General features: G+C 38.9%; 16 protein-coding genes. 5 read left to right on the top strand and 11 right to left on the bottom strand.

The features are described 5' to 3' along the window. Nucleotides 1-19: 19 nt before the first annotated feature. Complete coding sequence (locus G7B20_RS19005; protein ID WP_164113001.1) at nt 20-493, top strand: DinB family protein; 474 nt, start codon at nt 20-22, stop codon at nt 491-493. Nucleotides 494-603: 110 nt separating this feature from the next. Then, nucleotides 604-1,779 carry an MFS transporter gene (locus G7B20_RS19010; protein WP_164113002.1) on the top strand — a complete coding sequence of 392 codons (1,176 nt, stop codon included), beginning with the start codon at nt 604-606 and terminating at the stop codon, nt 1,777-1,779. A 5-nt stretch (nt 1,780-1,784) separates the two neighbouring features. Here the strand turns inward: G7B20_RS19010 and G7B20_RS19015 are convergent, their stop codons facing one another. The 3 genes from G7B20_RS19015 to G7B20_RS19025 all read right to left on the bottom strand — a co-directional run bounded on the left by G7B20_RS19015 (nt 1,785) and on the right by G7B20_RS19025 (nt 4,252). After that, nucleotides 1,785-2,522, bottom strand: a complete 738-nt coding sequence (locus G7B20_RS19015) for a class I SAM-dependent methyltransferase (protein WP_164113003.1) — start codon at nt 2,520-2,522, stop codon at nt 1,785-1,787. A gap of 140 nt (nt 2,523-2,662) precedes the next feature. Further along, the gene (locus G7B20_RS19020; protein WP_164113004.1) at nt 2,663-3,226 is read right to left on the bottom strand and encodes a GNAT family N-acetyltransferase; all 564 of its coding nucleotides are present in this window, start codon (nt 3,224-3,226) and stop codon (nt 2,663-2,665) included. A gap of 54 nt (nt 3,227-3,280) precedes the next feature. After that, nucleotides 3,281-4,252, bottom strand: a complete 972-nt coding sequence (locus G7B20_RS19025; RefSeq protein WP_164113005.1) for a helix-turn-helix transcriptional regulator — start codon at nt 4,250-4,252, stop codon at nt 3,281-3,283. 137 nt (nt 4,253-4,389) lie between these two features. Between G7B20_RS19025 and G7B20_RS19030 the strand changes: the two genes are divergently transcribed. Beyond that, nucleotides 4,390-4,728, top strand: coding sequence for a Rieske (2Fe-2S) protein (locus G7B20_RS19030; RefSeq protein WP_164113006.1), 339 nt, complete (start codon nt 4,390-4,392; stop codon nt 4,726-4,728). Between the two features lie 52 nt (nt 4,729-4,780). Here G7B20_RS19030 and ygiD read toward each other — a convergent pair whose 3' ends face one another. Then, nucleotides 4,781-5,665: a 4,5-DOPA dioxygenase extradiol gene (ygiD, locus tag G7B20_RS19035; RefSeq protein WP_164113007.1), complete on the bottom strand. Its 885-nt coding sequence runs from the start codon at nt 5,663-5,665 to the stop codon at nt 4,781-4,783. 96 nt (nt 5,666-5,761) lie between these two features. Next, nucleotides 5,762-6,592, bottom strand: a complete 831-nt coding sequence (locus G7B20_RS19040; protein ID WP_164113008.1) for an AraC family transcriptional regulator — start codon at nt 6,590-6,592, stop codon at nt 5,762-5,764. Between the two features lie 116 nt (nt 6,593-6,708). On the opposite strand from G7B20_RS19040, the gene G7B20_RS19045 reads away from it, so the two are divergent. After that, entirely contained in the window at nt 6,709-8,619 is a 1,911-nt protein-coding gene (locus G7B20_RS19045; RefSeq protein ID WP_164113009.1) for a class II glutamine amidotransferase, read from the top strand. A 302-nt stretch (nt 8,620-8,921) separates the two neighbouring features. On the opposite strand, the gene G7B20_RS19050 is transcribed toward G7B20_RS19045, so the two are convergent. After that, entirely contained in the window at nt 8,922-9,299 is a 378-nt protein-coding gene (locus G7B20_RS19050) for a YchJ family protein (protein ID WP_164113010.1), read from the bottom strand. Between the two features lie 11 nt (nt 9,300-9,310). Then, a complete protein-coding gene (locus G7B20_RS19055; protein ID WP_164113011.1) occupies nt 9,311-10,183 on the bottom strand; it encodes a cupin-like domain-containing protein in 873 nt (290 codons plus the stop codon). A gap of 120 nt (nt 10,184-10,303) precedes the next feature. Between G7B20_RS19055 and G7B20_RS19060 the strand changes: the two genes are divergently transcribed. Further along, the gene (locus G7B20_RS19060; RefSeq protein ID WP_164113012.1) at nt 10,304-10,804 is read left to right on the top strand and encodes a lipocalin-like domain-containing protein; all 501 of its coding nucleotides are present in this window, start codon (nt 10,304-10,306) and stop codon (nt 10,802-10,804) included. Nucleotides 10,805-10,900: 96 nt separating this feature from the next. Here G7B20_RS19060 and G7B20_RS19065 read toward each other — a convergent pair whose 3' ends face one another. The 4 genes from G7B20_RS19065 to G7B20_RS19080 all read right to left on the bottom strand — a co-directional run bounded on the left by G7B20_RS19065 (nt 10,901) and on the right by G7B20_RS19080 (nt 14,787). Further along, nucleotides 10,901-11,239 (bottom strand): DUF2853 family protein, encoded by a 339-nt coding sequence (locus tag G7B20_RS19065; protein WP_164113013.1) that lies wholly within the window; start codon nt 11,237-11,239, stop codon nt 10,901-10,903. Between the two features lie 109 nt (nt 11,240-11,348). After that, on the bottom strand, nt 11,349-12,530 hold the full coding sequence (gene nhaA / locus G7B20_RS19070; protein WP_164113014.1) for a Na+/H+ antiporter NhaA: 1,182 nt from the start codon (nt 12,528-12,530) through the stop codon (nt 11,349-11,351). Nucleotides 12,531-12,563: 33 nt separating this feature from the next. Beyond that, nucleotides 12,564-13,868, bottom strand: coding sequence for an ABC transporter permease (locus tag G7B20_RS19075; RefSeq protein ID WP_164113015.1), 1,305 nt, complete (start codon nt 13,866-13,868; stop codon nt 12,564-12,566). Then, nucleotides 13,861-14,787, bottom strand: a complete 927-nt coding sequence (locus G7B20_RS19080) for an ABC transporter ATP-binding protein (protein ID WP_164113016.1) — start codon at nt 14,785-14,787, stop codon at nt 13,861-13,863. Before G7B20_RS19080 ends, G7B20_RS19075 begins: the two co-directional genes overlap by 8 nt.

Here is a 14,787-nt window from a genome sequence, read left to right on the forward strand (position 1 = left end):
AATTAAAATATAAAGATATATGAACACACAAGGTATTATTTCAAAGGAGGAGCTTTTAAAAAGCTGGCAGGGGCATCGTTCGTTGGCTAGACGAGTTATCGAGAAGTTTCCAGAAAAAGAATTGTTTGCGTTTTCGATCGGCGGAATGCGTCCCTTTGCGGATATGGTAAAGGAAATGTTGTCTATTGCTGTTCCGGGGTTGGGAAGCATAGTTTCGAATAAAATTGAGAAGTACGATCATAATCTACCATTAACTACCAAACAAGAGTTACTGGAACGATGGGATGCGGATACACCAAAAATAGAAGCACTGTTCAATCAGATTCCTGTAGACCGGTTTAAGGAGAACTTTAAAATTTTTGGGGAATATGAGTTTCCAATAATCGAAAATATTCAATACTTTATTGACAACGAGATTCATCACCGTGCGCAAGGCTATGTATATCTACGCGCACTAGGAATCGAACCTCCTTTTTTCTGGGAAAGATATTAAAGCGTGCCTGGAATAAGAAATAAGCGATCTCTGTAAAAGATGGTCGCTTTTCTATTTTATGTCCACAATTCATAGATGATTTTGTAAGTTCGCATACGGAAAATACTAACATGACGCAAACGGTAACGTTAAAAAATGCCACACTCTGGTTAATGACCATTGCATCCGGCTTAGTCGTAGCAAACATCTATTACAATCAACCTTTATTGATCTTAATTGCGGAAGATTTTAAGGTCGCAGAGATGGCTGTGAGTAAGATCCCGGTGATGACTCAGATAGGGTATGCTTGTGGACTATTGTTCATTGTTCCCCTGGGAGACAAGGTGTGGCGTCGAAAGCTGGTGCTGATAGATCTTTTAGCGGTTATAGCATGCTTAATCTGGATTTATTTTTCTAAGGATCTGTGGATGCTATATGTGGCCAATTTTATTCTTGGGATTGCTTCTGTAGTCCCTCAGCTTTTTGTGCCCATGGCGGCCGAGTTTTCATCTTTGGAAAAACGTTCTTCAAATATAGGTATGGTCATGTCTGGATTGCTGTTAGGCATATTACTCTCTCGTATGTTTAGTGGTATTGTTGGAGATCTCTGGGGATGGCGGATGATGTACCTGATAGCTGTAGGCTTGATGATACTTACATGGACGGGGATATATAAGCTGTTGCCTAATCCAACGCCTAATTTTAAAGGTAGTTATGCCTCGTTGCTTCGTTCTGTACTTGACATGGCTAGGAAATACCCTTTATTGCGCTTAGCTTCGTTTCGGGGAGCGATGGCCTTTGCTGGTATGTCAGCGGTCTTTACAAGTTTGGTGTTCCATTTGGAAGGCCCCCCTTTTTATGTAGGAGCGACTGTCGTTGGAAGTTTTGGACTTGTTGGCGCTGTGGGAGCATTAGCAGCCGCTTTCGTGGGAAAGGTTACAAGGAAATGGTTCAATTTTAAAATCATAACTGTAGCATTGGGGATTTTACTAAGCAGTTGGCTATTTACTTTTGGTGCTGGTCATACGTATTGGGGTTTGGTAGTCGGTATCATTTTGCTGGATCTGGGTCTACAGGCCTCGCATATTATGAATCAAACTGACTTTTTCGCATTAAACGCGAAGGCTACCAATAGATTGAATACCGTGTATATGGTTTCCTATTTTATTGGAGGATCGCTAGGTACGCTGACAGCTGCTTGGGCTTGGCAATATGGACAGTGGACCGGGGTTTGTATTGTAGGTTTTACCTTTAATATCATGGCCTTGCTAGCGCATATATTGTTTGCGAAAAAAGTAAACTTCTAGGTGTACTACTTGATTCTTCCTGCCTTGAAGATAATCGGAAAGTTGACTTTCCTGAATTCAACAGACCCCCAAGCATTACGAAGATCTATCTCGATTTGAGCTACAGGATTACTGCCATGGGCCTTTTCATAATGCTGTACCGCTGACCAAGTATTAAGATAGCCAATGAGATTTTCTATCTTCCAGAGTTTGATATTTGTAACTTCTGGTGTCTCCAGTTCACGATAGGGGAAAGGAATACTTTGGTAGCGTTCTTGAATGTACCTTCTTTCAGAATCCCAATATTGACCAATAACATTGTTGTAGAAAGACTGGACTATAGTATCGATTTCGGGAGTTATATGATTTAATTCATATCCTATTAACGCAATAATGCTATTAGGCTTGGCCACTCGCTTTACTTCATTATTGAATTTTTCTATGTCGAACCAATGTACAGCCTGTGCTACAGTAATTAAATCAAAACTATCATCAGCAAACTGCGTGTGTTCTGCTTTTTGAATAGAGTAGTGGATGTTGTCCGCTTGGTAGGCATGCTTTAGCTGCTGCGCACTTATATCAGTAGCCTCTACCAATGCGAAGTCTTTAGCAAGCTCACGAGCCACCTGACCATTGCCTGTAGCACAATCCCAAGCTCTTTCTTTTTCCCTCAAAAGCGGGTATAGAAAATCATAGATTGTTTGCGGATAGTCAGGCCTAAACTTCGCGTATTTGTCTGATATGGTAGAAAAGTTATCTTTCATGATACGATATCTTTTCTATAAATTTAGGGAAAATAATTTGGAAATTTAAGGAATTAAATTTGGTTGTATTCGAGTACACCTGCGATAAGGAAGCTATCTTGGTCGTTAGCGTGAGCCGGATGAAACAATAGCTGGCGCTTTTATCGCTGCCATTCTCTTTTTAATATCGAAAAGATGTTGAGATCGAAATATTGTTGTTCATGGCGCTCTACCTGTCTTAAAATACCTTCATGTACAAAGCCTAGACGTAACGGAATAGCTGTACTTTTTGTGTTGGTTGTTGCTGTCAAGATTTCTACACGCTGAAAATTCAGTTCGTTGAATCCAATATTTAATAAAGTGACACAGGATGTTGTGATAATTCCTTGTCCTTGAGAGTTTTCGGTGAGCCAATAACCTATTGAGGCGTTGTTGTTCATCTTGTCAATCTGATGCAGGCCGATACGTCCTACTAATGTATTATTCTTAAATATGTTATAGCTTAGCTCACTACCTTGTTCACAATTTTCTTGAGATTTTTGAAGATATGTTATGCTATCAGATACGTCGTTTACATGTTTTACCCAGGGGAGAAATTGACCTAGATAAGACTTGTTGCTTTGTATCGCATGGTACAGGGCATCGGCTTGATCTGGAGAACTACTTTTTAAGGTTACATCTTCTGAGAGTTTAATTTCAGGGATCCTAGAGGTCTTGTATGCCATTGTTTTGTTTCTTATTTATCACATTTTGTAATTAAAAACGTGTTTTGTCAAAGTTTATGCTTCAATACGGGTAAGTCCGTTTTTAAGTATCGTTTTGACAGCTTCTTTGAGTACGGTGGGTTGTACAATCAAAGCGTCATCCGCATACATCATAAACCATCTGGCAAAGTAATCAAGAGGGCCTTTATACTCAAAAAACAGATCCTTGTATGGAGTTGATCGATCCTCTTCGTGCGTAAACCCGAAGTACGATTTTTGCCAATCCAGATGAGGAGCCGTGTCTTTACCCACACGTATATGTATAGAGATTGGTGTAATATTGTTCTTACGGTTGGCCATTAACTCGGCCAGACTGATATGTTCTCGTGTAAAACTAGCCGTTAAAAGCTCGATAGTAAAGATGCGATCGGCTCTAAACTGCCTATAGTCATTTCTTTTTAAGCAATAAGCCCCTACATACCAGAAGTTGTTTTCATGAAATAAACCAATAGGTTCAATCGTTCTAGCTTCAGGCTGTTTATCAATGGCACCCTGATAGGATAGGGCTACCTGTCGTTTGTGGGCGATACTCTCAAAAAATGTCTGTAAAGCGTGGGGGACCGACTGGTTGAATGTATTGTAGCTAGACTTACTCATAATGATCTGATTCTCGATCATAGCAATGGAGTCCCTTTCATTGTGCTTTAGAACAGATCTTATTTTATACATGGCTGATTTATAATCAGACATAAGTTTTTTATCCATAAATTTTTCCATCAGCTTTTCAGCTCCTATAAAACTAATAGCCTCCTCTTTAGAAAATACGATAGGGGGCAATCGGTAACCCTCCACTATCGAATATCCACTCCCAGCTTCTCCTATGATTGGTACTCCTGCCTGCTCTAGGCTTTTTATGTCTCGATAGATAGTCCGCAGGCTAACTTCAAAACGATCAGCAAGTTCTTTGGCTTTTACCACTCTTTTGGATTGCAATTGAATAAGAATCTCTACTATCCGATCAAATCTTTTTTTTAAATCAACAGACACGCTTTCCTTTTTTTAGTTAAACTTAGAAAAAAGCTTTGTATTATTGGAGGTCAGATCTAAAAAAAGAATAAAATCTTCTACTTGATTAGGTAGATTGTTTATTCTCGTTTTGTGGATCCAATTATTAGATTTACAGTATGGCTTGGGTTGAAGTTCCAGAAAAGTATATGATAGCGGACGGAAATATCCGACAGGTGTCTGTTACTGGATTAACATTTTGTCTAGTTTTTCATGGAGGCAGCTGGGTGGCATTTTCCAAAAAATGTCCGCATGCAGGTGCTCCTCTCGAGCAGGGCTGGTGTTCGGATGGTTTTGTAGTATGTGGCTATCACAGGCAACAGTTTGACCTTAAAACAGGTAAAGGATTGATTGGTCAGGGGAATTATATCACCATTTATCCACTACAAGAACGAGAAAACAAATGGTATATAGAAGTGAAGGAAAGCTTTTTGAAACGGCTTTTTTTGGGGAGCTAAAACAAAAGTTATTTGTTCTAACTCTCCAAAAAAAGACGGATCATAGCGTACTCTAACCTATCTTAAGAGAAGTCATTGTTAGCGATCCAGCTATTGCTTGATCGTTAAAAATATGTATATCCTCATGTTTTTCCTGAAGACCTAGACCATAGAGCAGGGGCATATAGTGTTCGGGGGTGGGGATTGCTAATTGAAATTCCTTCCCCTGTTTGTCGTAATCGATCAAAGCCTGGTGATTACGATCAATAATAAATTTTTTCATCATATCGTCAGCCTGCTTGGCCCAATCAAATGCATACCCCACCGTATGAATATGTGACCAGGATACTTTAGATAGATTATGGACATTGTTTCCACTTCCTACTATCAGTACTCCTTTGTGTCTGAGTACGGATAACTCTCTGGCCAACGCATAATGAAACGAGGGAGGCTGGGTGTAGTCTATACTCATTTGGATAACAGGAACATCTGCTTTGGGGTAAAGGTGTTTTATAACGGACCATGAACCATGATCTAATCCCCATTTATCATCTAGATGCACATCTGTAGATTGAATGATGTCTTTCGTTAGTTTAGCAAGTTCTGGTGAACCTGGAGCCGGGTACTGGACATCGAAAAGCTCCTGAGGGAAGCCTCCAAAGTCGTGAATGGTCACCGGGTTTTCCATAGCGGTGACATATGTACCACGTGTTTCCCAGTGCGCGGAAATAACCAAAATAGCACGAGGACGCTCAATCGCTTTGCTGATTTGTTTGAACCCCTGAACAAATTCATTGTCCTCGATAGCATTCATCGGGCTTCCATGACCGAGAAAGAGAACGGGCATTTTACTGCTGTTGTCGAGACTGTCAACAAAACTATTAAGTGAGCTGAGTTTTAAGGCTGCTCCTGTTAGTGGTAAGATTGAGGCTGCAGTCAAAAATTGCTTTCTATTCATATCTTCCATTTCTCTTTATATTTAAATAACTATGTTACAAAAGTGCTTAATATATATAGGTCGGTGGTATAAGAATTTGGCGAAAAAGTATAGATATTAATCCATATGCTTTCTCATATCCTGTCTAAACTCGCTTGGTGTAAGTCCTGATTTTTTCTTAAAGACACTGGTAAAGTATGCTTTGTCGGTATATCCCAGTTCGAACCCTATTTCTGCAATGTTTTTTTCGGTGGTAAACAGTAAGTTTTTTGCTTCAGTTAGCTTTCGGGTTTCGATGATTTCGGAAACGGTCTGCTGTAGAATACGCTGTGTTATGGTATTTAGCGCTCGTGGAGTCATAAAAAGTTTTTCTGCATAAAAATTTACCCCTTCGGAACGTCTAAAGTTATCTTCTAGAATAGCGAGAAAGCTTTGGAAGGTAAGATTTTGGTTATTCAATTTCGATAGTTGACCTTCAGTACTTTTCTTCCGCTCGACATCAATCATGATAAAGAGGGAAGAAAGAAGATTACGGATAACACAAAGTTCAGGACTTGCCTGTTTCATTTCATCGTTCATCAAATCACAGATCTTGTCTAGACGATCTAAATATGAGTCTTGTCTTAATTGAAAATTGGCTTGATCATGGTAAGAATTGTATAGATGGAAGGTGATTTCCGGGATGAATTCACTTTTGAAGCGTATAACCCAGAAATCGCACTGTCCATTTTGAAGATCTGGCTGGACGCGATGGATTTTACCTTTTGTAACAAAGGAGATAAAAGGAGCATCCCATTCCTGCACTTCATAGTCTATAAAATGCGTTAGTTTTCCTTTTAACCCAATAATTAGTTCCTCAAAATCGTGCTTGTGAGGAACATTTATACTCCCTTTAATGTTTTCGGCTTCCTCGGTATCCACCTTGTAAATCTTGAATAACTCTTCCATAATCTAAAGATAGATTAAAGAAATAGGGTCACCTAAAAGTTTTTTACTTAAAAAAAATGCAGGGGCGCTTTAGTAAGAAATGTAATTTTTGTACCTTTGCATCATCAATTCAAGCTATGAGTGACGCTATAAAACACGAGTGCGGTATTGCACTTGTCAGACTATTAAAACCCCTCTCATATTATCAGGAAAAATATGGAACTCCTTACTACGGGATTAACAAAATGTATCTTCTTATGGAGAAGCAACATAACCGTGGACAGGATGGGGCTGGTATTGCAACAATTAAATTTGATGTAAAGCCAGGTAATCGATACATCAGCCGGTATAGGGCTATGGGTTCCACTGCTGTTGCGGACATTTTTGAGTACGTTCAGAAAAAATTCGCAGCTGTAAATAAAGCTTATCCGAAGGAGTCTAAAGATACGCAGTGGCTTAAAGACAATGTTAGTTTTACCGGTGAAGTGTTATTAGGGCATTTGCGCTATGGTACCCACGGTAAAAACAGTATTGAAAGCTGTCACCCTTTTTTACGTCAAAATAATTGGATGACCAGAAACCTAGTAGTGGCTGGAAATTTTAATATGACTAACGTGGATGAGCTTCTTCAGCAGCTTTATGATTTGGGTCAACATCCAAAGGAACAGGCAGACACGGTTACCGTGTTGGAAAAAATTGGTCACTTTTTGGATGACGAAAACCAAGAACTGTTCGATCAGTTTAAAAAGGAGGGATACTCCAATATTGAGATTTCTGCACAAATCGCAAAGAATCTCGATGTTGCTAAGATTTTAACACGTTCAGCCAAAACTTGGGATGGAGGCTATACGATTGCCGGTATTATAGGGCATGGCGATGCATTTGTAATGCGTGATCCAGCTGGAATTCGTCCTGCATTCTTTTATCAAGATGACGAAGTTTTAGTAGTAGCTTCTGAGCGTCCTGTTATTCAGACTGCTTTTAATGTTCCTTTAGAAGCGGTTCAGGAAATTAAGCCCGGTCATGCTTTAATTGCAAAGAAGGACGGAACAATTTCTCAAGAGATGTTTAGACAGCCCGTTGAGCAAAAATCTTGTTCTTTTGAACGTATCTATTTCTCTAGGGGGTCTGATGCTGATATTTACCAAGAGCGGAAATCTTTGGGGAAACTATTATGCGGGCAAGTATTGAAGTCCATTGATAATGACATCAAGAATACTGTTTTCTCATTTATTCCTAATACAGCTGAGGTATCGTACTACGGCATGATGGAAGGTATGAGTAAATATGTAAGAGATTATCAAAAAGATGTTTTACTGAATAGAGACGAAAAGATCTCCGATCAGGAACTGGATGAGATCTTAAGCATACATCCGCGCTTCGAAAAGCTGAATGTAAAGGATGCTAAACTCCGTACATTTATTACACAAGATGCTGACCGCCAGGATATGGTGCAGCATGTGTACGATACTACCTATGGCATTGTTAGAGATCATGAAGATACCATTGTAGCCATAGATGATTCTATTGTCAGAGGGACTACATTGAAGCAATCGATATTAACTATATTGGATCGTTTGCATCCTAAGAAAATCGTCATTGTTTCGTCTGCACCTCAGATACGTTATCCAGACTGTTATGGAATCGACATGTCAAGGATGGGCGAGTTTGTTGCTTTTGAAGCCGCAATTAACCTATTGAAGCGTAACGGAATGTCACATGTCATAGACGAAGTATATCAAAGATGTTTGGCATCTGTTGCTAAGCCTAAAGACGAGATTGAGAACTACGTGAAAGCAATATATGAGCCGTTTACAGACGAAGAGATTTCGGAAGAGATCGCTAGAATAGTAAGACCTCATGATCTAAATGCAGAGCTTGTCGTTATTTTCCAAACTCTTGACAACCTACACCTGGCATGTCCAAATCATAAAGGTGATTGGTATTTTTCAGGTGATTATCCAACGCCAGGAGGAAATAAAGTCGTTAATAAGGCGTTTATGAACTGGGTGGAAGGAAAGAATGTGAGAGCATATTTCAGCAGTTAGTATCAACTACTATATGATATAGATAAAGGCTAATCCAATGGATTAGCCTTTTTTGCTATATAAATGAATTACTGAATGAGGCTTAATGATATACTTAAACATGGTTTAAGTATCTTGATGGCTATATTAGTCTTCTAGAATAGCCAAGTCATCTCCATCGTACAACCACTCTGCTGTATCGAAGATTGACTCTAAATTTGTGATTTCTAAATCTTTAATCATAACACTTTGTTTTATTTAATACAAATGTACTAGGGATTTATTAGTTATGTGTTAGTGTTGTATTAATTTTATGTTAACCCTTATTGTATTAACTTACCGTCTACGTAATACCATGCTCCTTGAAGTTGTTTGAAATTTGACTTCTCGTGATGTATATGTTGTACCGGGCTTCTTAAGTCTTTGTATCGAGCTTTAAACTCGACTGTGAGCGCTGTAGATTTAACGATTTCCAGTCCTAGCCAGGTATTTTCCGAAGCCCACTTTTTAATATCTTGTTTGTTTTGAAATCGTCGTGTCGATGGATGGAAACTATTGTATAAGAAGTCAATGTTTCCAACGGCAAATGCACTGTATCGCGCGCGCATCAACATCTCTGCTGATTTAGGTATTACTATTCCATTGTGTATCCGCTCGCAGCAGTGCTCAAATATCAATGTGCTTCCACAGGGACATTCCATTGTTCGTATTGTTATTTGTTTAGATATTCTGTTAATACCATTTGACTTTTTTCGTAAGCCCGTCTTTGTTTACGTTCTACCCATTTTTCTTTTAGAATTTTACGCATTAACTTGTCGGTATATCGGATTATAAACACCTCATTCAACATCTTAAACAATCGTCGAGCACTGCTTGGAAATGAACGCAAAGTAATGGAGAATCCTGCTTCCAGATAGCGATTGAAATGCCAGTAGCCGCTTGGCATAAACAAGGCATCTCCATGTTCCATAAAGATCTCATGGCCCTGAGCGTACTTTAAAGCTGGAAATTTTTCAAAATCGGGATTTTCAAAGTCAATATTATAAACGGTGTGTACGGATAACGGTACTTTGTATAAAAATGGAGATTGATCGGGAGCGAATAGAAGTACCCTTTTCTTTCCTTCAAACTGAAAATGGAGCAAATCTCCCAAATCTACATCATAGTGCATGAGTACTCGCGCTTCGCTTCCACCAAAAAATAGTGTAGGAATACGTTTAAAATATTTGAACCCTAGATCGGGATAGGTAAAGTTTTTTAGAAGTTCAGGGAGATGATCGGTGATGATATAGAAAAAAATCCTAAGATCCGATGGTTGGTTTTTGATAAGCGTAATGTAATCTTTAAAACGCATATGGGTAACAGGTTCGTCTGTCGCTTTATTTGGGTCGGCAGGTTTGTTGTCGTATAGCCCAACTTCTTGCTCCCCAACTTTGTCATATATGTAATTTAAGTTCCATTTATCAAAATCCTTCCATTTTTGTGCAAATCCCTTTATGAGTACTGGTCTTTGGGGTTGGAAATACTTTGTTAAAAACTCCTCTTTGGATATATCTTGAACTGTATCTACTTCGGATAGAATCATATGCTTTAATGCTTAAGCATAAAAGTAATAAATATTTAATTTTTTTATGACATAAATACAACTTAGTGGGCAAACTATTCCTTGGCTTTCTTCGTTGTTGTATAAAACAACCTCAATAAAATGACATCAATTAAAAATGAAATAATAGGAACGTGGGAATTACTGTCCTATATCGAAGTTCCAGTAGATGGCGTAGACTCTTTTTTCCCTTTCGGAAAATCTCCAAAAGGGCTACTGTTATATAGTCCCGATGGCTATATGGCCGTACAGATTTCAGGGTCTGATGCAATAAAGTACATTTCGGAGGATAGGATGCAAGCCTCGTTCGACGAATTGGATCGACGTGTGCGGGGATATATCGCATTTAGTGGGAGGTATACGGTCGACAATAGAAATGCACATGTAGTATATGATATTACAAATTCCCTTTTTCCGAATTGGGAGGATAGCCAACAGATTCGAAAATTGGATTTCGAGGGAGATGTCCTTTTCCAAAAATCCTTAGAACCTATATGTTCCGGTGGGCAGATTGTTCATGCTTATATGACCTGGAAACGAATAGGGAGGGCTGTTGATTTTGCTGAATTTGGTGAAGATGCTGTAACTAATTTCCTGAGTTAAGCTAGATCGGAGTAGAAAAGACATGTACTGAAGAAAAACCTTTAGCACATGTCTTTTTTTTGTTGATGATCCACCGGCTGGCAGATCAGGGTAGTTTTATTTATAGATAGATTCCTTTTTGAATTTTTTGACCAATAGTGCATATACGATTGCTCTATATTTATTTTTGTTGGATTTTCCTACCGCTTCGATAACCTCTTCGATAGCGGCATCCAGTTTAGCATCATCTTTTAATCCCAACTTTTTGATCAAGAAATTATTTTTTAAACGATCCAATTCCGCCTTATCCGATGCAGCGATAGTTTCTGCGTCTGCCTTATAGATAGATGGTCCTAGCCCTTTGGCCACAGACGCGATGAGGTCTGCATCAATATCAAGATTTAGTTTTTTTGCTTCGGCAACGTATGCTGCTACTTTTTCATCTAATTTACTCATTGTTGTTTCTGTTTATTTAATACGAATGATTAATAGTACTTTAAATTTAATCAATATTATTTTATAAAAACAAGACAGGGATGAATATAATTTCGAACGTAGATGAATTTTACGATAGTCTCTTCATTTTTCTGTTTAGCATCGCGAGGTAACTATAGCCAAGTATACCCGCTGCGCAAGAAGTCAATAATACAGCCAATTTAGCCTCTTCGATATGTAGCATATCGTTAAAGGAAAGCATGGCGACAAATATGGACATGGTAAATCCGATACCTCCAAGAATTCCGACTCCAAACATGTGTTTCCAGCCTGCATGTTCTGGCAGAGTGGATATCCCTAGCTTTACACACACCCAACATGTAAAGAGTATACCGACTGACTTTCCGACCAACAGGCCCAAGATAATACCCATTCCCATGGGGGATGCCAACCCATGGATCATTTCAGCATGTAGTACGATAGCGGTATTGGCAAATGCGAATAGCGGTATAATAATAAAATTTACCGGTTTTGACAGTAAATGCTCGAGATATTCCAGAGGCGATTCTTTGTCATCCGGTGTGGTCGGGATAGTCATCGCGGTCAAAACTCCTGCTATAGTAGCATGAATCCCTGAATGATGGATAAAGTACCACATAAATATACCTGGCACGATATAAAATAATAGATTGCGAATGCCGATTTTATTGAAAACCAATTGCAATATAACAAGTCCGATAGCCAATAATAGATAAGTATAATGAAGAGTCCCTGAGTAAAATAGTGCAATAACCAATATAGCTAATAAATCATCGACGATAGCCAGTGCTGCTAGAAATATTTTCAGACTGGCGGGAACTTTATTTCCCAGTAATGAAATTACAGCAAGGGCAAACGCAATGTCTGTAGCCATAGGTATGCCCCAACCATGCACAGTGGGTTGATCATGGTTAAACAAGGTGTACAAAGCAGCGGGCAAAAGAGCCCCACCGATAGCAGCAAAGATTGGCAATGCAGCTTTCTTGGGGGATGCAAGTTCGCCTTCAACCAATTCCCGCTTTATTTCTAAACCAACCAGTAAAAAGAAAAAGGCCATTAGGCCGTCGTCAATCCATTGCTTGATAGAATACTTTAAATGAATTGTGTCGCTCTCATAACCTATAGTGGTTGATAGTAGGTTGGTAAGAGATTCTCCGTAAGAGGAATTGGCAATAACTAAGGCAAGTATGACACATATAAACAGGAGAATACCACCGCCTGAACTAGATTCGAAAAAATTTCTAAATGATCGGAGGTTAATGAGTTTAGACATCTTATACTGAAATTTGATTTTCGACAAAGATAATTAACTTTTGTATCTAAACCATTTCACTATTTCTTTATAACTGGCCTTCTTTCCATACATTAATATGCCGATACGATAGATACGTGCTGCGATCCAGGTCGTCAAAACGAACCCACCCACCAAAAGTAACGCCGAAATGACAATCTGCCAAGTCGGTACACCAAACGGAATGCGTACCAGCATAGCAATTGGAGATGTGAAAGGGATGAAGCTCAGCCATGTGGCTACCGTACCGTGCGGATCGTTCATCAGGACTCCGAAGGATAGTGCATAGGTAAGGAGTAAAGGCATGGTTATAGGCATGGTAAATTGGGAGGCTTCTGTCTCACTATCTACCGCAGAGCCTACGGCAGCAAACAGTGCGCTGTATATTAAATAGCCTCCTAAAAAAAATATAAAGAAGCAAATAATAATTTCAGGAAAATTGATGGATTGCACCACAGCCCAAGTCTCTGGAGATAGCATGGCTCCGTCAGATTCTACCATCTTATTCCCAACAACCTGATTACTTAATTCGGTTTTTGACACAAAGAAAGTAGAGGCAACGCCGGCTAACATAAATGACAACAATATCCATAATACAAACTGTGTGAGCCCGACAAGACCTATACCAATGATCTTGCCCATCATTAACTGAAATGGCTTTACAGATGAGATAATGACTTCAATAATTCTACTGCTTTTTTCTTCGATGATACCTCGCATAACCTGTGATCCATAAAGAAATAGGGATATGTACACGAGTATGGAGAGCGCAAGAGCTATACCCATAGCGACTTCTGTATTACTATTTTTTGCCTGTCCATCTTCTGTGATTTCTTTAGCAGTAATACTGACACTTGTATTAATCTTGTTCAAGCTATCTATATTGATGCCCAATTTTTGATACTTATAATCCCGGACAATGTCACTCAAATTGGCGCGGATATCGTTTTGGATGCCTACATTGGGCTTGCTGGGCGCCATGAAATCAACTTTAAGATTACTTATGAAATCTTTTGGTATTACCAGAATACTGGTGTTGTTATCGGCATCTTTTATTGCAGATAATTGAGTCTGCAAATCTTTATTACTATGGATATAGGTTATATTATTGGATGATTTGAGTTTGCCTGCAATACTTCCTTCTTGGTCTACGATATATACAGTAGCATGATTTTCTTCAAAGCTCTTTTTGGTAAGAAAAATGATCCCTACATACATTCCGATAAAAAACAGAGGTACTAAGAAGGTCGTAAGTAAAAAGGAACGCTTTCTAACGCGTGTCAGGTATTCTCTTTGTATAATTAGAACAATCTTATGCATGGTTTAGTGGGGTTTGGGAGACTTTCTCAATGAATATATCGTGGATAGAAGGAATGATTTCCTTAACCTGTATTATTTGGATGCTATCCAACAGATAGCGTATACCGTCATTTAATGTGACACCATCAATTAGTTTTACTTTCAATTGAACCTCATCGTGTTGTACAGTCTGCGAGATGATATCGAATAATTCTGTTTGTTGCAGTTTGTGTTCAGGTATATCAGGTAGTTTATAATCAATTAAATAGGTGCTGTTGTTGTATTGTTTCTTAATTTCTTTGACAGCGCCATCTAGTATTTTTTTCGATTTGTGGATTAACGCGATGTTGTCGCAAAGCTCTTCAACAGTTTCCATACGGTGCGTAGAGTAAATTATTGTAGCTCCAGCTTTGTTCAGTTCGAGAATTTCATCTTGGATGATTTGCGCATTGACTGGATCAAAACCTGAAAAAGGTTCATCAAGGATAATGAGTTTTGGTTGGTGCAATACGGTGGCGACAAATTGAACTTTTTGCTGCATACCTTTACTCAGATCTTCTATTCGCTTGTCCCACCAGCTTCCGATGTCTAATTTTTCAAACCAATAGTTTAATCGTTGTCTGGCCTCTAAGCGACTGAGTCCTTTGAGTTGTGCCAGATAAACCATTTGTTCACCTACTTTCATTTTCTTATACAAGCCACGTTCTTCAGGAAGATAGCCGATTTGGGCAATATGTTCACTGGACAGTGGGCTTCCATCGAATAATATTTCACCCGAGTCTGGAGCAGTAATTTGATTTATAATGCGTATTAATGAGGTTTTTCCGGCACCATTAGGGCCCAATAGTCCAAATATTTTTCCTTCGGGTATATAGAGTGAAACATCATCCAAAGCCCGATGATTTGCATATTGTTTTACAATATTCTTAATTTCTAACAT

This window comes from Sphingobacterium sp. xlx-96 (assembly GCF_011007365.1).
GTDB classification, from domain to species: domain Bacteria; phylum Bacteroidota; class Bacteroidia; order Sphingobacteriales; family Sphingobacteriaceae; genus Sphingobacterium; species Sphingobacterium luzhongxinii.